The 19,545-nt window shown below is 54.4% G+C and carries 12 protein-coding genes; 3 read left to right on the top strand and 9 right to left on the bottom strand.

Going from position 1 to position 19,545, the window contains the following annotated elements; genetic code table 11:
• Window positions 1-45: 45 nt before the first annotated feature.
• The gene (locus NYE48_RS14515; protein ID WP_340999163.1) at window positions 46-675 is read left to right on the top strand and encodes a LysE family transporter; all 630 of its coding nucleotides are present in this window, start codon (window positions 46-48) and stop codon (window positions 673-675) included.
• Here the strand turns inward: NYE48_RS14515 and NYE48_RS14520 are convergent.
• Window positions 617-2,047, bottom strand: a complete 1,431-nt coding sequence (locus NYE48_RS14520) for an amino acid permease (protein ID WP_340999164.1) — start codon at window positions 2,045-2,047, stop codon at window positions 617-619. The two genes, NYE48_RS14515 and NYE48_RS14520, sit on opposite strands and share 59 nt — an antisense overlap.
• A gap of 385 nt (window positions 2,048-2,432) precedes the next feature.
• Between NYE48_RS14520 and NYE48_RS14525 the strand changes: the two genes are divergently transcribed.
• Window positions 2,433-3,065 carry a hypothetical protein gene (locus NYE48_RS14525; protein ID WP_340999165.1) on the top strand — a complete coding sequence of 211 codons (633 nt, stop codon included), beginning with the start codon at window positions 2,433-2,435 and terminating at the stop codon, window positions 3,063-3,065.
• 71 nt (window positions 3,066-3,136) lie between these two features.
• Here the strand turns inward: NYE48_RS14525 and NYE48_RS14530 are convergent, their stop codons facing one another.
• The 4 genes from NYE48_RS14530 to NYE48_RS14545 form a co-directional block, all read right to left on the bottom strand.
• Window positions 3,137-4,204, bottom strand: a complete 1,068-nt coding sequence (locus NYE48_RS14530; RefSeq protein WP_246537057.1) for a hypothetical protein — start codon at window positions 4,202-4,204, stop codon at window positions 3,137-3,139.
• 165 nt (window positions 4,205-4,369) lie between these two features.
• Entirely contained in the window at window positions 4,370-5,242 is an 873-nt protein-coding gene (locus tag NYE48_RS14535; protein ID WP_340999166.1) for an AraC family transcriptional regulator, read from the bottom strand.
• A gap of 178 nt (window positions 5,243-5,420) precedes the next feature.
• Entirely contained in the window at window positions 5,421-5,984 is a 564-nt protein-coding gene (locus NYE48_RS14540) for a delta-aminolevulinic acid dehydratase (RefSeq protein WP_340999167.1), read from the bottom strand.
• Between the two features lie 71 nt (window positions 5,985-6,055).
• Window positions 6,056-7,228, bottom strand: coding sequence for an amidohydrolase (locus tag NYE48_RS14545; protein WP_340999168.1), 1,173 nt, complete (start codon window positions 7,226-7,228; stop codon window positions 6,056-6,058).
• Between the two features lie 302 nt (window positions 7,229-7,530).
• Between NYE48_RS14545 and NYE48_RS14550 the strand changes: the two genes are divergently transcribed.
• On the top strand, window positions 7,531-7,878 hold the full coding sequence (locus NYE48_RS14550; RefSeq protein WP_340999169.1) for a dihydrodipicolinate synthase family protein: 348 nt from the start codon (window positions 7,531-7,533) through the stop codon (window positions 7,876-7,878).
• A gap of 772 nt (window positions 7,879-8,650) precedes the next feature.
• Here the strand turns inward: NYE48_RS14550 and NYE48_RS14555 are convergent.
• The 4 genes from NYE48_RS14555 to NYE48_RS14570 all read right to left on the bottom strand — a co-directional run bounded on the left by NYE48_RS14555 (window position 8,651) and on the right by NYE48_RS14570 (window position 19,461).
• Window positions 8,651-10,294, bottom strand: a complete 1,644-nt coding sequence (locus NYE48_RS14555; protein WP_340999170.1) for an alkaline phosphatase — start codon at window positions 10,292-10,294, stop codon at window positions 8,651-8,653.
• A 249-nt stretch (window positions 10,295-10,543) separates the two neighbouring features.
• Window positions 10,544-14,767 carry a glycoside hydrolase family 2 protein gene (locus NYE48_RS14560; RefSeq protein WP_340999171.1) on the bottom strand — a complete coding sequence of 1,408 codons (4,224 nt, stop codon included), beginning with the start codon at window positions 14,765-14,767 and terminating at the stop codon, window positions 10,544-10,546.
• Complete coding sequence (locus NYE48_RS14565) at window positions 14,760-15,440, bottom strand: hypothetical protein (RefSeq protein ID WP_116230536.1); 681 nt, start codon at window positions 15,438-15,440, stop codon at window positions 14,760-14,762. Before NYE48_RS14565 ends, NYE48_RS14560 begins: the two co-directional genes overlap by 8 nt.
• Before the next feature lie 244 nt (window positions 15,441-15,684).
• The gene (locus tag NYE48_RS14570) at window positions 15,685-19,461 is read right to left on the bottom strand and encodes an Ig-like domain-containing protein (RefSeq protein ID WP_340999172.1); all 3,777 of its coding nucleotides are present in this window, start codon (window positions 19,459-19,461) and stop codon (window positions 15,685-15,687) included.
• Between the last annotated feature and the right edge of the window lie 84 nt (window positions 19,462-19,545).

Genomic DNA, 19,545 nt, shown 5'->3' on the forward strand with positions numbered 1-19,545 from the left:
TCATAGGATAAATAAAGAGGATTTGAATAAGGGGGTTACCGAATCTTGAACATATGGATAAGCCATTTCCTGCTTGGACTTTCGCTGGCTGCCCCGATTGGACCCGTCAATGCCGCACAGATGGACCGGGGACTCAAGGGAGGTTTTTTGCATGCCTGGCTCGTTGGGCTCGGCGCCATGGCCGCCGACGGCATTTTTATGCTGCTCGTGTACTTCGGTTTTATTCATTTTCTGAATATCCCGTTCATGAAAACCTTTCTCCTGCTTTTCGGCTTTTTTATCCTGACCTATATCGGAGTGGAAAGCCTGATCGCGGCGGGAAAAACGGGGATGGAAACCCGCGGCGGCAGCGAATCGCATGTCAAATCGTTCAGCGCCGGCTTCGTGATGTCCATCTCCACCCCCCTCTCCATCCTGTTCTGGATGGGAATATACGGATCCGTTCTGGCGGACATGATCGCCAAATACGATGCCAAAGGAGTGCTGCTCTACAGCTGCGCCATCATGGCCGGCATCATGCTGTGGGACGTGGCGATGGCCCTGGCGGCCAGCATGTTCAGGCGGATGCTCACCGAACGCCTCATCAAAGGCATATCGGTCATCTCGGGGTTGTCGCTCATCGGATTCGGCCTTTATTTCGGCTACGAGGCATGCCGTATTTTGTTCTTCCGCTAACGTCGAAAATGTTCTCGGTTCCTTCTTCGGACGCATCCTTGTCGGGCCCATCGGCTTTGTTCCAGAAATGGCGCATGATCAGCGTGACGCTTCCAATGACAACGATAAACCCGAGGCTGATAAAAAAGCCGGGGCGGCTGATTTTGTGAAAGAGCGTGCCGACCAGCGTGAAGCCGATCAGCGCCATGCCGATGTAACGTTTGATTTTGCCCCAACCGGTGAGCTTGAGCAGCTTCCCGGACGTCAGCAAAATGAACAGCCAGTTATACAGCAGCATCAGCCCTGCCGCCGTCGTGATGTATTCGTAAACTTTTTTGGGCATCAAAAGAGCGAATACGACGGAGGCTAACAGGCCGGCGGCCGTTAATCCGATGGCTGGCAGGGGCTTTTTCCCTTCCTTTTTCTTCCCCTTGACGAAAAACCTCGGCGCATCGCCGTCGCTTGCAAGCGTCACGATCATGGTGGTCACCGCGAACAAAGAAGCCGTCATGGTCGAGAAACCGGCAATGATAAGCACGGCGTTGAATACATGCGGAACAAACGCGAGTTTATAGTCGACGAGGGCCACGACAAACGGGCTTTCCTCGGCGGCATACGATTTCCATGGCTCAAGGATCAAGGCCAGTCCGATCGAGACCACGTAAATGGACGCCAACAGCAAAAGCATGACTTTGCCGGCCTTCGGCGCTTCCTTGGGATCCTGAAGCCGCATCGTCATCAGCCCGAGAGCTTCCAGACCGCCATAGCCGTAAAACGCAAAAATGAGTGCCGCACAAAAGCCGACAAAACCATTGGGAAGCCAGTCTCTGGGAAACGCAGGACCATGGGCGGCGGTTTTGAACGCTCCCGTTACCGCGAGAACGGCGATCACCAGGAACATGAATATGGCCGCGATCTTCATGACCGCGAAAATGCTCTCCATCCGCTCAAAACCTTTGGTTCCGATAAAAATGATCACAAGCCCCAATATGCCGTACCCGGCCGCGAAGCACCACATCGGCACCTGGGGAAACCAAAACCGCGAGAACAAAGCAAGCGCCGTTAATTGGCTTCCCATAATGAGCAGCTCGGACGACCAATAGACCCAACCGCTGCCGAATCCCGCCCAACGCCCGAAAGCTTTTTTGGCATAAGAACGAAAAGAACCTTCCATCGGGTCTTCCGCCGTCATTTGGGACAGTTTGTCGTACACCAAAAAGGCCCCAAAAGCCGCTAATGCGTATGCAATGACTGCCGAGGGCCCGCCGATTTGGATGGCAATATGGGAGCCCAGGAAAAACCCCGTCCCTACGGTGCATGCGACCCCCAAAAGCGACAGTTGCCACCATTTCAGCTTTTTTTCTTTTGTATCGGAGCTGTTTCCTCGAGCCATAACGAACTTCCCTTCTCGATATCATTGAACCTGTTTATCATCTCCAAAAGCTCACATCTTATGTGCACTTTTTCCGGAATCGGTTATGACCGTCCTTCCCTGGTCCCTCTCTGGTCCCGCCTGGCTGTTATTCCGTTGCAAACCGTATGGCGCATGGGCTCAAAATCATGGATAACGAATGTCTATGTATATGAAAAACCTAACCAAAACTAATGTTTTGCATCATGTCCCTATATCGGAATCTATGGTAGGCTAACTTAGAATGCCTAAATGAGCCATGGATCCTTTGAGCCGTACAATCCAACAGTGACGACAACAAGCCCAGCGTTCAGGATCTGGGAGGATTTTGTACCAGGATTCGAATATGGGGAGGTTGTAGACTGAGATGAAAAAATACGTTCTATTGATGGCAGCCCTGATTGTAAGCGCCTCAATCCTTCAAGCATGCGGCTCCGGGCCGGAGCTTTCCACAAAGGCGTCCCCGAGCATTTCCGGCAGTCATGCCGACAAAGGCAATTCGGCGGCTCTTCAAGGCGCCAATCCTCCGGAGACGGTTCAGCCATCCAATGTGCCTGCCGCGGATCAGCATGATTCAACCGCAGCCGCTTCCGCAAAAACGGACCGCCCTGCCGCCTCCGACGATGGTTCCGCCATGCCGGCGGCTCCTTCCGGTACGGCCGAAGATGACACGGCTTTTTCCGTTGTTTATCATGACGGTTATAAAACGATCGTGGCCCTTGATGAATCGCAAATCGAAAAGATGACCGGATTGCGGATCGACCCGGCTTCGATCGGAGACATCATAAACAAGCTAGAGCAAGAGAAAACCTGGACAGACCAAGCTCCTCTTGCCCCATACGCCAAACTCATTGCCGAAGCGGCCGGAACCGAATCGAACCGAATCCGTTCTGTTTTAAATAAAATGATCCAAAACAAGGTTTCGGGTTTGCGATTGTATATTTCCCACAGCAAGCACAACGGAGAGGCCCATTTTGGAACGAATAACAAGGACCATTAAGGGAGCGCCTTCACCGGTTCGGCGAAAAGCCCCAGGCATCATGCCTGAGGCTTTTTTTCACATCAACAACGTTACAATAGCGGATCTCCGCCTTCGCCTGACCATGTCATTTCGACGAAAGTGGAAGGCGCGGCAGTCGACGCGGTTTTGGAACCGGATGCATAGAGCCCGCCGGCCACGCCCGTCATCGTGTAATCGGTATAGAGCTTGTTGGAGGTGAAGTTCGTATAAATCATAGCGCCTGAAATATTGGATGCGTTAACGCCCTTAAGCTCCAAATTGCTGCCGTAAGATACGCCGTCCGAAGCCGTCATTTTATTCGTTTTGAAAGCCTGCCCGGTGGACGCGTTGTTCTGGACCGTGGAATTGATGATTTGCACCTGATTGGTTCGAATGTAAAAACCGTTGTTTCCAACCGACGACTCGGGAACGGTGTTCTGGAAATCGATATTGGCCCCGATCACCTTGATGTGATGCGTGCCTTCCTTGAAATCGAAACCGTCGTTGACCGTACGAATCGCATTGCAATTCAAAAACGTGATATACCCGCTTTGGTCCGGATTCGGGCTTGTCGTCCAGTTTTGATCGGCGTCTCCGACGTAAAAACCTTCCCCGAATTTGCCGCCCGTTCCCGTCCCCTGTGCCGTACTGTCCGAGATGAGCCAATACTGGCTGTTTTTGCGGATTTTGAACCCTTCCCCTTTGGTGTTTTTGACGGTCACGTTGGTCACGAATCCATGCGATGCCTCGATCAACAACCCTTTGTTGGATTGGGAGTTGGAGTCGATCGTCACGTTTTCCAGCTTGTAATAATTGTTTTTGATATGGAATGCCGCGTTGCCGGCCGAACCGGTAAATTTGAACGTGGCGCCGCCGCCCGTCCCGCGGATCGTGATGTATTGGCCCGCCGCCCCGTTTACCGAGGTCGCAATGGTCCCATTGGACACGTTGTAGGTTCCCGTTACTTCGATGACATCGCCGGGGCTTGCGCTGGACAAGTAACTCCGCAAGGTCGCGACGTCTCCCGCCGGTACGGATTTCGTTGCCGCCTGCGCCATGCCGCCCGGATAGAAGGCCCAAACCAGGGCGAAACAGAATAAAAATACCATGCCAAACCTAATCGGAGAGCGCGTCATCATGAACCAACCTCCCATTCTTCGAATCAACCGACTTCCATCATGCGAACGGACTTCATGGATTTCCCAGCCTGCATAAAAAAGAAGCATCAACTCCTTCACCGTTTTTACTTGTTTAAGCGCTTTAATTATAAATCGGCCCCAATAACAGAAAACGGTCCAAAAATATCATTTTTTCATCCGCATCCGGTACCTGTGCGGGGTTTCGCCGTATTTGGTTTTGAATAAGGAGATAAAATAGGACGGGTAATTGAAGCCGGTCATCCTGCCAATTTCTTCGATGGTCAAGGATGGGATGGCCAGAAGCATTCTGGCCTCCTCGAGGCGCTTATCGTTCGTGAAGGCGGTGATGCTGATCCCCATCCGCTCTTTGAACGTCCTCGATAAATAATTCGCGGAGAAATGCAGTTCGGCTGCCATATCGTTTAGCGTAAACGGAAGGTTGTAACGCTTGTCGATCCATTTTGCGATCAGGCCGACCAGCTCTTCCGGGCCGGGGGCTCCTCCTTCCTGGAGGAAAACGCTTGGGCCGGCCGTGTAGATCCGGCTAACGAAATATTCAAAGAACTGGAAGGAAAACAAGGTCACAGCCTCCACCCGGAAGCTTGGCGGCACGACGGCCAGCGTCTCCTTTAATTGCATAAACCGCCCTTCAAGGTCCGAGGCATGGTCCGGCAACAAATAAAATACCTGGCAGGCCCGCTTATGTTCCAAAAACGAATGGAAAGCGGATGCAAGATTCGGCAGCGCATGGATGAAGCGTTCAATGACGGAGCTTTTGATTTTCAGAAGGGTTCGGATATAAGCCGGGGGAACCTGCACTTTAATTTCATGGATTTGAAAAGGTTTGACGACGACCAGCGTGGAGGGCTTCAAAGGGAACATCCGATTATTGATGACGTATTTGCCCGCGCCTTCAAGAACGTATAAAATCTCCAACCCTTCGTGGGCGTGAAAATATTCGACCGGCTCCGTGTGCACGCCTTGGAATTCGAACAAGTATGCATTGTCCTGCCAGCGAATGGCATTATGAATTTTCATGCCGCACCTCCCAGAGATTCGATATGGTTTTTCCCCGTCAAAATTCCACATTATTGCCGCACGGTTCAACCGACCAACCGCATTAACCGGCAAAACGTCGCGTGGGCTCTACCATGATAAATCTACGCGCGCTTCGGCATTTCATGAATTCTCCGGGAGAGGCGGAAACAGATTATGTTTATGACAGCCCTGATCTTGGATAAAGCCGGTACATGGACGTTTCGTCATCCATCGATTGCGCGATCCCAAAAGCTTCGGCCACGCTATTGCCGTTTTGGATCATTTCATAGAAAAACCGCAGTACAAACATCAGGGCGGCGTTTCCGTCAGGGTAGTCATCAGGCCCGATGTAGAAATCGCAGCCGCGATCCAAAAAAGCTTCGGCCAATGCCGGGTCGCCCAACGTGCATCCGTTGCCCAACACGGTTTTTCCATCCAGCCTTGCATAACGCATAACTTCATCCGGGCCGAAAGCGCCGCGCGGCTCCCCATCCTCGTATACGTCTTCCCCCAGCTCCGGCATGAGGAGTTTCCCCTCATCCCCGTGAAAACTAAGGATGATCATATCGGTACCATAATAGATATCTTCACCGGATAATACGGAAATCAAATCGGTCGGCCTTCCGATCCAGTAAGTGAAGACCCTTGCCTGAAAACACTCGAGGGCGGCGCGAATGGCTTGCGTTTCCATATCGCTGTCGGGGCCGCATACCAAAGCGACATTCATAACGGGTTTGCTCAAAAACTTATTCCTCCATTCGATTTTATCCGTCACGGGACGGCTAGAATAAAAAAAGCCGCGGTCATCGCGGCTCACCGTGCGTTCAGTTCATTCAAGCACCGTACGGCCAAACGTTCGTAAAACTTCGCCGCGGGCAACAGGGCCGCTTCGTCCGGTTCAAACTTCGGATGGTGCAGCGCATAGGGCGAACCGGAGCCGACGTTCACGAATGCGCCCGGAATCTGCTGCAGGTAATAGGAAAAATCCTCTCCCCCCATGCTGGGTCCCACCACCTTGGTGATGAAACCGGACTCTTTGGCCGTATCGAGCGCAAAACGGGCCCAATAGGCGTCATTGATCGTGGCGAGCGGTCCCGGATACCATTTCAACTTCGCCGATACGCCCGCGGAGGCCCCGATGCCTTCGATTATTTGGCGAATCGTCTCCGGAATGCGCTGCTGAACCTCCACGTCCAGCGTTCTGACCGTTCCTTCGAGCTCTACGGTACCGGGAAGCACGTTCCAAGTATTGCCGCCGGAGATGCGGGTCACGCTGACCACGACGGCGTCCAAAGCGCTGACGCGGCGGCTGCTGATCGTCTGCAGGGCCATAACGATTTGGGAAGCGGCGACGATGGCATCGGTTCCTTTTTCGGGCGTAGCTGCATGCGCCCCGATTCCGCGAATGAGGATTTCGAAGCGGTCGACGCCCGCGGTGATGGCGCCCTCGCAGCTGCCCAACTCCCCGACCTCTAGTTCCGGGGCATTATGGAGTCCGAAGATGACCGATACGCCTTCCAGTCCACCCGAATTCATCACGTCCCTGGCACCATGCCCGGTCTCTTCCGCCGGCTGAAAAACGATCCTAACCGTTCCTTGAAGCTCATGTTCTTTTTCCTTTAGCAAATAAGCCGCTCCCAAGGCGACGGTCGTATGAAAATCATGGCCGCACGCATGCATTTTTCCCGCAAACTTCGAACGGAACGGAACGTCCGCTTCCTCCTCGATCGGCAGTGCGTCAATGTCTGCCCGCAGCGCCATGATCGGTTCCTTTCCGGTTCCGATCTGTGCGATCACGCCCGTCTTCAGGTCGGGCAGATCCAGCACTTCAATATCCGCTTCCTGCAACCATCGTTTGATTTTCCGCGTCGTTTCGAACTCTTCGTTGGATAATTCGGGTTCTTGATGCAGCTCGCGGCGAATACCGACCAACCGTTCTTCCAAAACCTTTGCTGCATTGCCGTTCGTCGTATTGGATTTTACCATGATCGTGCCTCCTCTCGTTCCGGTGCTCGGCCGGTCATTGAAAACCTTGCCGATTCGGATCTCGTACCGTGCCTTGGTGGATTGGCATGGTCTATTTTCGCTTTCTTAATTAAAAAAACGAGCGGCCTTCCTTGATGTGCTGCGGTCTAATGCCGAGCCAAAGTCCGCCGGGGAGAAGGCGCGCTTTCGCCTGCGATAATCGGTTTATATTGGGATAATATGCCGTTCATGTGCTGCCTTGCTCCCTTCAGTCGCTTTTGTGGCCATCTTGTCACTTTATATTGTATAACACATGGCAAATAATGGACAAGGCGACTCCGCTGCAAAGCAACCCATCCAATTACCGGCCCCTATACAAAGCGACGAAGCTTCCGCCCCTCCGCCATACAGCGCATCGCGTAAGCCAACGCTCTTGGCGCCGGTTTCGGGAAGGCCATATTCAGGAATCTCACCAGGCATTCGACCAACTGCTTTCGCTCATTGAATTTTTGCTTTCCGAGCCGAGCCCTGCGCCGATCAAATGGCTGCTGTCCCAGCGCGGTCATATCCGCTGCGACCGGATTCGCCTGCCCGTACCCGATGCGGGAAATATGTCCTTTCAGCCAGGTTTATCAAAAAAGAATCTGGGGGGCCATGTATGCCTGAAATAAACAAGGGGCACTGATTCCGCATGAAAATAAATATGGGCCGCAAAGGTGCTTTCATGCAACCTTGCAGCCCGAGAGTATATAAAAATCCCTTTATCAGCTTTTAATGATGGTCCGGTACAATCGGAGATTCGCTGCCCCTTCTTCAAAACAAACGCCTCTGCCGGGAGCAGCGATATGTTCCAACAACTGTCTCTATACTTCAGATCCAAACGTCTGTGAGCGTTAAGGACCTGCAAGATCTACCACAGAAATGTTAGGTTAAGAAAAAGACATTGCTGTTTTTTACCGAATACAAGGGAGGGTTCTTACTCCACACCTAGCTATGTAGCGACTTTCTCGTTAAATAAAGATCTGCAGCTATAACGACTGTTAAGACAGGGAGACAGATATACCAGGGTGTAAACATGGAAAGAATCACGCTTCCTAAAAACGCCGCAGTGTAAGTTATTTTTCTCTGTTTGTTCATGAATACCTCCTTAAGTTGATTATTGAAAAAATATCAAATTAATCATATTAGGGATACGTATCAAATGAATGATTGGAGAATTAATGCCGCTAAGCAGCTGCAACACGGGAGGCCGGGAACATGGGCCGCAACGTTAAGCGGCGGGAAGGACGTCTGTCGTTACTGCAGTTCCGGTGTAAATTCCGACACATGACCTGTGAAACAAAATATTTCCGTCTGCCGAAATACATCATAAACATCCCCTCTGCCCGGCAGCGCGCCGGATATTGGATTTTCGCGCCGCGTTCATGAGGGGATTCGCAAGTTTTATTTTAGCAATTCAAGTACGCTACGGTCGGTCCACAGACGATTGCCGATCAAAAGCGTCGTCGAATTCAGCATTTTTTTCTGCCCGTTCACGACGGCATAGTTTTTGTCCACCGTGAGACGGATTTGCTTTCCGCCCTTTTCCACGACAGCGACCGGAAATGCTTTATCGGATTTATCGAATTTTATGGTCGCGTCAAGGGCGCGAATGTCGTGACCGGAGGCATACTGTTTCTTGCTCAACTCATCCAAATGGAACCCCATGATATGCTGAACGTATTTATTGACGTCCGTGTTCTGGAGAACCCCGCTTTTGGCAAAATCGGTCGGCTTAAAGTTGTCGGGATGGTAGGCATATAAAACGACATCCTCTGATGTATGGTCTTCATTTGCAAAAGATATCCCTGCTCTTTCCCCAAGCATGCGTCCGATGACCCCTGAGAAATCCCCGTCCTCCTGTTTCCAAGCTTGCTTGATCTCCGCGGTTTCGCGGGAAGTGAGTCCGGTAAGGCCGTAATACTGCTCCAGCACTTGCTTCATATTGGATCCGCTTTTGTTGATTTTGCTTCGAATCGCATGATTCGTCAGCTTGGCTTTTTTCATGACCGAGTCAAACTGCTTGGCTGAATCGTAAGCGGTAAGGTACAAGCCGCCCGTGTTGTGATCCGCCATCGAAATAACGGCTGTACGGCCGTCCTTTTTTGCAAAATCCATCGCCACTTTCATCGCTTGATCATAAGCGAGCGTCTCGCTGACCATGCCTACCGGATCGTTTTCGTGGCCAAAAGTATCAATGTCGCTGGCCTCCACCATCAGAAAAAATCCGTTGGGGTTCGAAGACAAAATCGATAACGATTTGGAGGTCATTTCCGCCAGGCTCGGCTGCTCTTCCGGATTGCGGTCGAAATCGGCATCCAAATTCCATGGCTGGAACAAGCCCCAAATTTTCTTCGCTTTGGAGTGATCCATCCCGCCTTTGGTTGTCACGTAATCATAACCTTGTGCCTTGAGCGCCTTCGTCAGATCGACGCCGTCTTTTCGGGCGCCTCCCTTCCCTTCGGGTTTCATTAAGGCGGAGCCGCCGCCGAACAATACGTCCACGCCGCTGTACGCCATTTGCCTGGTGATGTTTTCGGATTCGTCGCGGCTGATCGCATGGCTTACGAAAGCATCCGGCGTGGCATCATCCAGCGTGCAAGTGAAGACAAGCCCTGTCGATTTTCCCGCAAGCCTGGCAGCTTCAAGCAGCGTAGGCATCGGCTTGTTAACGTCGCTTGCTTTCGTTGACGGAACTCCCGGCATGGTGACTTCCCTCGGGAGAATGCTCAGGGATTCCGTTACTGCTTTATGGCCAGTCGCATAAGCCGAAGCCGCCGCGCCCGAATCCGTTGTGATCGAGTTTGCGGCATAGGTCCTTACGAGACCGTCAACATAGGAATCCGCTTCAAGCGGTTTCCCTTCCTGATACCATCGCGTCAAGCCGGTAACGCTGTTGCCCATCCCGTCCGGAATGACCATGATGACGTTTTTGACCGTATGTTCCCCGGCCCCCGTCTCGGCTTGTGCCTTGCAAGATCCCGCTAAGCTTCCCGCTGCCATCACAACCGCGAACATGCCGCAAATCCATGTTTTTTTAGTTTTCAATTGTCTTCTCTCCTCAGCTTTTCTGTCTAGACACTTGAATCCTCGTTCCATCCTCTATATTTTCACGCCGATGTTTTCCATGTATTAAGAGAGTTTCATAGATTTGTTAACTGGACCATCCCTGGCCGGATGGTGGGGGGGATAATGACCGGAATTTAAAAAGACGCTCCGTTAGGAGCGCCTCTAAAACGATATGTCAGGAAGCAAGCTTCACGAATATCAGTCATGCACATAGGTCTTGGTTTGCATTTATTTGGGTTCGACTTCGTCCAGCGTCATGCGGTATTCGAGGTCTTGCATATAGCTGCCGTCATGATTGAGAAATGCCATGCCCATGAAAAGGTCGCCGCCTTTCCCGCGGACGATGGCGATCAGCCTGTTCAGGCCGCCTTTCAGGATGACTTCCTGCTCAGGCTTCGCGACCTTTTCCCCGTTTATATAAATCTCGAACCACGCCTCGGTGTTGATCCGCAGCTTCCCCTGCCGCATCTCATTTTCCTTCCCGGGCACCAGGATGAAACAGCTGAGGAACCATGGCGTATCTCCAGCGTCCGCTATGCGAAGCATGCCGTCATCCGGGCGCCGTTCCTTTTTCTGCATCCATCCGTACAAGCCTTCGCCCAAATTGTTCAACGAAAATTCGGGGTCCGTGTGGTAAGCCTTCATCGCTTCGTAATCGACATGCGGCGGACAAGGCAGGGCCATCACCGCTTCCACGGCCCAATGTGCATCACCCTTCTCGCTCGTAAGCAAGCCGTCATCGAAGGCAGCTCCGAGATTGGCGAGCAGGCGCGAATACAGGCGCAGCGCCTTGTCGCTGCCGGGATCGGGCAGCAGCTGAGAGCATACCACGCTTCCCTCGCCAATCTTGGCTTCGATCACGAATGCCCCTGCGGGCACGGCTTTAGCGCGATTCAGTTCCACCAGCGCCAAACGGCTGTACTCCGCCGTGTAGCCGTTCACGAAGTAGTCCTTCCAGGCGGTGCCTTCGACGCTGCGGCACAGCAACTCCGTGCCGGGTGCTTCGATTTTGTGGCTGGCCAGCACCCGGTTGACCACGTCTCGCGGCGACAAGAATACCTTGTCGTAGCCGAACAGGTCGACCGGGCTGATGCCGCGCATGGCGGCGCCGTCATCCGCCGCCAAGTGATACGCCTCGTGCGGAGTCACCCGCACGGGGCGGTCCAGCAGGCGCGCCAGCGCCGCCTGCTGCGGGGCTTCCGCCGGCAGGACGAGCACGCGTCCGCCGGCTTCGGCGTGGCGCCGGACGGCCTCGGCCGCGCCCGGCGCCTCAAGCAGGCAGGCTTCGGCCACCAGCAGGCCGAAGCCCTGCCCGGGCGGCATGGCGGCATGCCGGCCATGCCCGCCTGCGTCCGGCGCCGGGGCGATGCCCTGCGCCGGCACCCCTTGCGCGGCGGCTGCGCCCGCCGGCGCCAGAAGCGGCGCTGCTTCGCCAAGCGCCGTGTAGTTCAGCCGCAGCTTGTCGAGGAAAGCTGCGGCCGCTCCGCCGGCGCGCACCAGCGCGGCCGTGCGGGCGGTTTCGCCTGCGCCCGCGTTATCGACGCGCCCGGCGTAGGCGATCAGGTTCCGCAGCAGCAGGCAGGCTTGCGGAACGCGCGCGAAGTTCGCCATCAGATCGAGCTGGCTCGCGATAAACATGCCTGTGCCGCTGCGGTATTCCAGCAGCGGCGACCACAAGTCTCCACCGTCTCCGAAATCGCCTGCACCGCATTCGAGCAGCAGCGTAAAGTCGCCGATGACCGGCTTTTCAAAGGCCGCATGAATGATCGGCAGCGGTCCTTCTTCCCGCAGCTCCTCATGCCAGAACATTAAATCCTCATCGCCGATCCCCTTCAGAACCGGATGGCTGTAGCTGCCAGCATGGGCACGGATGAAAGGCCTGCGCGACAGCGTCAGCTTGCCGAGCGACAGCTGGTTTTGCTCCAGCAGAATGAGACGGCCGCCGCGTTCCACGAATGCCTTCAGCTGCGCTTCCAGCCAGCCGTCCGCATCCTCGGCGTAGGTGCCGATGATGAGTAAGCTGTCCGCCGGCAGTCCGGCCAAGCTTTCCCGCTCTATTGCTGCGCATTCAGGGATCATCCGGCGAATCATGTCATACTCGCCGGCCGGACCCCAAAAGAATGCTTCCCGTCCGACTTCTACCGCTTCGCTGCGCATCCTGGCGGAAACCAGTCTGTATTCGATACGCAGCTCATGCACTAGCTGCCCGTCATGCATCAGTTGCGCGGTCAGCTCAGCCCGTTCTTCTGCATCCACAGATTCCGGGGTCCATTGCAGCGAGATGATTTGGTGCTCAGCCGGAGCTTGGCGGAAGTCAAAGCTTTGCTCATGAACGAGCCTCCCTCCCTGCCTGATCTTGCATTCCACCCGGACGTCCTGCGCGGCAAGTGTATCGTTGTACACGTCGAAGCTGCGGTGAACCGGCGCATCATCGTAAAAACAGCGATTGTATTCGGCCGCGATGATGGTGGCCGGCTTGAATGCTCTGGCCATGATAGCAAAGGCCGGATTTGGTGAATAAGCCGGATACTCCTCAGGCAGCAGACCGTTGTTCAAGGTCAGTGAATAGGCGGGGATCCGCTTCGGCTTGACGCCGGGCTGGCCGAGTTCGCCTGGACCTGCCGGCGGTAAAATCACGTCGCGGTCAGGCATAGCCCGCATGAAATAATGCGCAAAGTTGAAGGTCGAAATGCCGGATACGCCCTGGCGCCGGGCGTATTCCACAAACAGCCGCTCCTTCTCGGCAAGGCCGGCCGTGCTCTCATCCGTCCCGCAGTAGGCTCGCAGTCCGACATACATACTGCTGTTCTGCGGGCAGATGTACCACCACCCGCCATGCTCGCCGAACGTCAGCGGAACGTCACGGTCCCACTGGCCGATCGTGCCGTCGATATTGTAATGGCGGCTCTCCACCTCCGTATCTTCTTTCGATAGAAGACGGTTGTCTCCTTCAGCAAGAATCGGCCGCGTCGGGTCCAGCCCGCGGATAGCGGCCATCAGGCCGGGGATATGCGTTTTGAAAGCGTCACGCCCGTCGACCCAGCGCATTTCATTCTGTACGCTCCACAGGATGACGGACGGATGGTTTTTGTCCCGCTGCACAAGGCGGCGGACATGGTTCCGGCAGTTTTCCAGGTAAGCCGGATGGTCTGACTGCATCGATTTGCCCGAGCCGTATATCGCGGTTTCATCCACGATGAGCATGCCTTCTTCATCGGCGATCCGCACGTAGTCCTCAGGGTACGGCTCGGCATGCAGCCGGATGCTGTTCACGCCGACGGAGCGGCACATCCGGTACCAGTTCCGGATGTAGGCTTCCGTCTGCTGCACCCCGCCTTGAAAATGCCAGGAATCTCCGCGCAGATTGACCGGAATGCCGTTCAGGACAAACTGCGGTCCTTCGCACCAGAACTCCCGGAACCCGAACGTAATATGACAGCGGTCGATGACCCGCTCATCCACCAGCAGCTCAAGCTCCGCCCGATAGAGGAACGGGGAATCCGGACTCCACTGATGGGCATCCGTCCAATCCAGTATGAAGGAGGCACGGTATGCTACCCCGTCCCTCTCGTTTTCGCACAGCCTTGGCAGCTGAATAACGGCACCGTCAACGGGAACGGCCGCTGCACTCGCTGCAAGAACCGGATTTGGAGCCGGATGAGTCAAGGATGCTTGGGCATGCTCCACATGATGCTCATTCCCGTTCAACACGCCAAGCTCCCGTACGACAAGCCTGATTTGCACCGTATTCTGCTCCATCTCTTGCGAATTGTGCTCCATCTGGACCGTACCCTGCCCCATCTCGGTGGAAGCTCCTCCGGCAATTGCATGCACCTCCAGTTTCCCTTTCCGGACGGACGTGCGGATGCTGACATCCTCCAGCGACAATTCCGGATAACCTTCCAAATAAACATCCTGCCAAATGCCGCGGCAAACGGTGCCGAACCAGGAACCGGTAAGGCCGGTCACTTTTTGCGATCCGGACGGAAGGGTCACCCGGTCAAAGCTCCCGCAAACGACGTGCAGGTGGTGTTCACGATCCGCCTGCACCCGGGACGTAATATCCAGCCTGAGCGGCAGGTAGCCATCCTCCCATACGGCGATTTCCTCCCCGTCCAAATAGATAACGGCCTTCTGCATGATGCCGTCCAGGCGCAGCACAATCCGCTGGCCGGCCATGGGGTCCGGAAGCCGGAAGCTCCGGTGCAGCACGCCCGCCTCGGCGGCGTCCCATTCCTTCGGATAATCGTACAGGTCCATCGGAACATATCCGTATTCGGGAATGTTCCCGAACGACCGGCCGGTTCCCTGCTTGTAGGTTCTTCTCCAGCTGGATGGGACTTGAACTTTGTGCTGATCGTATACGATATTTTCCGGCAGCTGACGGGATTGGGGCTGATCGTACAGCGGCATGAAATCCCACTCTCCGTTCAGACATAGCGAGTTACGCATGTTGTGCACCCCTTCTTTCGGCCGGGCAGCGTACCTCTAGCACAAGCATCAGCTTGCGCCAAATGTCCTGCCCGTCCGGAGCCCCCTCCCACTTGATAAAATGGGGCTCCATCACTTCGGCCCAGTTTTCGGGCTTCAACGACGTTTTCAACCGGCCCTCATAGGGCGCAGGCGTGAGCGTCTCCGGCAGCTCCGAGTAGAAAAACAAAACGTTCTCGTGCATGCCGATCATGCCGTACTTATCGCCGTCCCCCGGCTTTTCCTCCTGGTATTGGTAGTGATAATATACATAGCTTGCCGTTTGCTCCGGCTTTAGCAGAGCGATTCTTCCGTAAGGGGTGCGTTCCTTATGGACACGGGTCCACTGCGAATTCGACACAGGGTGCTGGTAATGAAAAATATCAGTCATCGGTACCCAACGTCTTCCCGGTGCGCCTCCCGGCCATTCAGCCAGCCGCTCTCCGGTTTCAGCCAGCAAGCTTTCCGGGAGAACCGGCGTGTCCAGACATTCATAATATAGAAACAGCTGTTCTTGATCGGCAAATAGGCTTAGATTGGCGACCTGAAGCCGCTCCATCGCATCAGCAAGCGAATGCTCTCTTTCCTGGGCTCGAAAAAAAGAGCGCGGACTGCCTTCTCCGTTCCAGACGGCTCGAAATAAACATCGAATCATGTTGTCCCTCCTTGAGGTGGTTTTGGTTTTGCCATGCTAAAAATCTTTGGGTATCTGAGAATCGCGCTTATCTGAATTTCGCGCTGCTCACATTTAGCACGATTTTGCCATGAAAGGTATACCGTATTGTCCTTGAATAGAATTGAATTGAACCTCTTGATTGCTGCACCGGACCTGGAATTGTAAAAGCGCCCCCTCCATGCAGGGAGAGAGCGCCGAAGAAACCCTTAAACACCAGTAAGCTTTAAGGCACTACCGAGAAACGAATGTCGTCGAACAGCATGTAATCGAATCCGCTCACATAAAAGCCGACTTTGCCGGAAGGTTTATGTCCCGTGTCAGTGCCGGACAGCCTCAGTTCCCCGTTCACATAGAGCTGGATGTCGCCGTCTTTGACGACCGCCTTGACGTCATATTCCGTATCCGGCTGCAGGTCTTGCGTAGGCAGCGCCTCTTCCTTGATCTTCTGCCAGGCGGTGTCGTACAGCATCCATGCCGACGTGCCGTCGGCCCTTGTTTTGTAGCCGATTCGCGTCGATGCAGTGGCGTCCTGGCGGTCAAAAATGTACAGCACTCCGTCATTTGGCATAACCGCAGGCGTCTTCAGCTTGAATTCAAGCTGGTAGGACGAGAAGCTTCGGTCGAGCAGGCCGGTGGCGCCGTTTAAGATTTTATAGCGGCGGTTTCCGTCCGGATCGGCTACAATGCTGCGATTGGGATCGACAGGCCAGCCGTTTCCTCCGGTTTCAAAATCGGTCTCATGCATGATGTTTGAGACGGTGACCGCGATGTCCGCCTTGATCAGCGGGTTTACCTTGGATACGGCCGTGATGACCGTTTCGCCCTCGTACACGGCGCTCAGTACACCCGTGTCGTTCACTTCGGCTACCGCAGGATTCGCGGATTGCCAGGTCACATCCGTATCCGGCGTATCCGCGGGATCAAACGTCAGCTGAAGCTGCTTGCTCTCTCCGGCAGCCAGCCGAACCTGGTTATCCGCCGGGATCATGCCGGCCAAATCGGTTGTCAGCGCTTTGAACTGGATATCATCGAACATCATGTCGCTGACGTTGTTAACGTAGAACCCGACCTGACCCTCCGCGTTATGTCCCGGATCGGTGCCTTTCAGCCGGAACCCGCCGTTCACGTACACGCTAATGTCGCCGCCCTTGACGAGCATTTTGATGGCATATTCCTTGCCCGGCTTCAAATCATGCTCAGGCATCTTGACTTCCTTCAGCACGGACCACGCCGAGTTGTAGAGCAGCCATGACGATGTTCCGTCCGCCCGGGTTTTATATCCGATACGGCTTGAAGCGCTGCCCGCCTGGCGGTCGAAAATATACAGCGTTGCGTTTTCGCCGATGGTCGCCGGCGTCTTCAGTTTGAAGGTCAGCTCATAATCGGAGAACTTTTTGCTGCTCAGCGCGGACGCGCCGTTAAGTAATTTGTACCAGCGGTTTTCATCCACTTTCACGATGCTCCGGTTAGCATCCACCGGCCATCCATTTGCACCGGATTCGAAATCGGTGAAGTCCATAATGCCGTCGCCGGCTTCCACGGTTACATTTACTGAAGCCATCAACTGCGGATTTTCCACAGATGCCACAGTGATCTCGGTTTGGCCGACAGACTGTCCGGTAATAACACCGGCGTTATCGACCGTTGCGATTTCCGGATCGGCGGATGTGAAAGACAGAGCCGGATGATCTGCGTTCCACGGCAGGACCACGGTTTGCAGTTTGACCGTTTTCCAGCGGTCGACCGTCACATCGTCATTGTACACGGCAACCCCCTGTACAGGATGGCTGTCCTGACCTGTGCTGGTGCCGGCTCGGCCGTTAATGCCGATTTCTCCAAACGGGATGTTGGGAAAGCCAGGTATGGCGCTGAATACGGCCGCATCCGGCCGCAGGGACAAATCTCCGCTCGCCAGGTCCACAAAGCCCGGATCCTCCGTCGTAACGAAGTTATTGGCATACTGAACCAGCCCGAATTTGTCATACGCTCCATTGGCATTGGTCGTCGTGCTGCGTGGAATGGTCGGGTTGTAGATGACATTGCCCTGGAACGTGTTCGTATCGGGATAATAACGGTTTTCTGTAAAGAAGTTGGCCAGCTCTGGATACTTGGTCAAATAAGGCGTTCCGACAAAATCGTTGTTGGCGGCGAACAGCGCCTGCCATTTGGGCATGTAGTTTTTCGGGATTTGATTGTCCGGCTGATCCCCAAGGTAGATGTCTGCGTAATCATACGGAACTTTACTGTCTACGAAAATATTGTTGCGGGACAAAATATGTGCGCCGCCGTTGTTTTTAATCGCCGAGTTGCCCATTTTGTAGAAAATGTTTTCGTCGATCTGAAGCCCCATGGTGAAGTTGTCGGGATAGACGCCCTCGACGCCGGCCTTGCTTTCTCCAATATTGTGAAAATAATTTCTGCGGATTACGGTACCCCGCTGCTGCGGTGTTTCGCCCGCGTTCATGTAAATAGCCCCAAGATCCGAGAAGGTTTTGCACACATCGTATATGTTGTTGTACTCCACGACATGGTCGTTGCCGAAGATCAGCACGCCGGGATGAGGCGCGTCATGCAGCTCGTTATGCGCCATGCGGTTGCCGACCCCGGAGAGAAGAACGCCCGGATTGTAAGCTTTATGGTAATAAGCAAAATCATGAATGTGCGAATTTTCAACGACATTGTTTCCCGGCTGCAGGGTCGTTTTGTCGCCGCCCGTCAGCGTGACCGCCGTCCCGCCGATATGGTGGATATGCGTGCTGACGATGGCATGATCCGTTCCCGGCACGCCCTGAAAATCATTGTAGTAGAACCGGCTTTGCGTATTGACCAGCACGCCGCTGTTCGTGAAGTTGCGGATCTCGCTGTTCAGAATACGCACGTGGCTGCCGCCCATAATAACCGCTGCTGAGTCGCGTCCATCTTCCATGACCAGCTCGGAAAAGTCGATGTACGAAGCGTTCAGCGCATTGATCATCGGCGTCTTCAGCATCGTAACCTCGATCGTCGGATTCGCTGCTGTAAATTCGGCGTTCGGCAAAAAGTACAGCTTTCCCGCGTGGCGGTCGATGTAATACTCGCCCGGCATATCGATCTCTTCCAGCAGGTTTTGCGCAAAATGAAAATCCGGGTACCAGTTTTTGAGCAGGCCGCTCATCTCTCCGTAGCGGAGGGTGATGGTTTTGGCGGCTGTGTCAATGGAGGCGATTTTGTTGTAGGACCATTCCCAGCTGTAGCCGAATATTCCGTCCAGCCAAATATCGTCCGCCTGGGTCCAGTACTGTGGCCGGTCATACGTATACGAAAAAGTTCCTCCGCGCGTATGAACTTCGCCGTTCGGATTTTTCCGCGTCGGGCCCGGATCGATGATCTCATCCATTTGTACCGTCCCTTGGTTCGGCCATCTCGCCAAGGTCATTCCTTGCCCATTGACGTACAGCTCCATCGGTGGGACTTTGCTCAGATCGTTGGCAAGATAGTAGCCGTGGCGGCTTTGCTCGCCGTAATCGGTAATCCCCTGGCCTGCCAAGTCGGCCACCAGCACTTTTTGTTTCGCCTCGGGACTGATGATCCGGTTAAGAATCGCTTGATCGGTGACCGGTGTGAAGGCGGATTTTTCAATGCGTTTCGATCCGGACAAGGTCACCTTTTCGCCTGGATAAGCCGTATACTTAATCGGCTTCCCGGCTTCGCCGGAGTCCTGCTCGTTCAAATCAAAGCTGCCTGATCGTTCGTACCGCCCTTCACGCAGATACACCGTCACGCCGCCGGCGGGCAGGCCATCTTTCGCTTTCAGCTTCCGGATGGCATCCCTTGCCTTCTCCAGCGTTTTAAACGGGTGGTTCTTGGATCCATTATTCGTGTCGCTGCCATTGGTGGCTACATACAACGATTTTCCCGTTGGTTTGGCGACTGCTTCATCCGCTGCAGCTGGCGGCGGAGACGGGGTGAACGCGATCAGCACGATGGCCGCGAGAACCGCGAGCAACCGTTTTTTTGCCATGGCTTCTCTTTCCTTTCAGCATGGATTAGGGCCGGCCCCGGTCCCGTTGTATGCTTCAATTAAAGCCGCCCATGACAGCAGGTT

It is taken from the genome of Paenibacillus sp. FSL M7-1455, assembly GCF_038004655.1.
In the GTDB taxonomy this organism is placed as follows: Bacteria; Bacillota; Bacilli; order Paenibacillales; family Paenibacillaceae; genus Paenibacillus_AQ; species Paenibacillus_AQ cookii.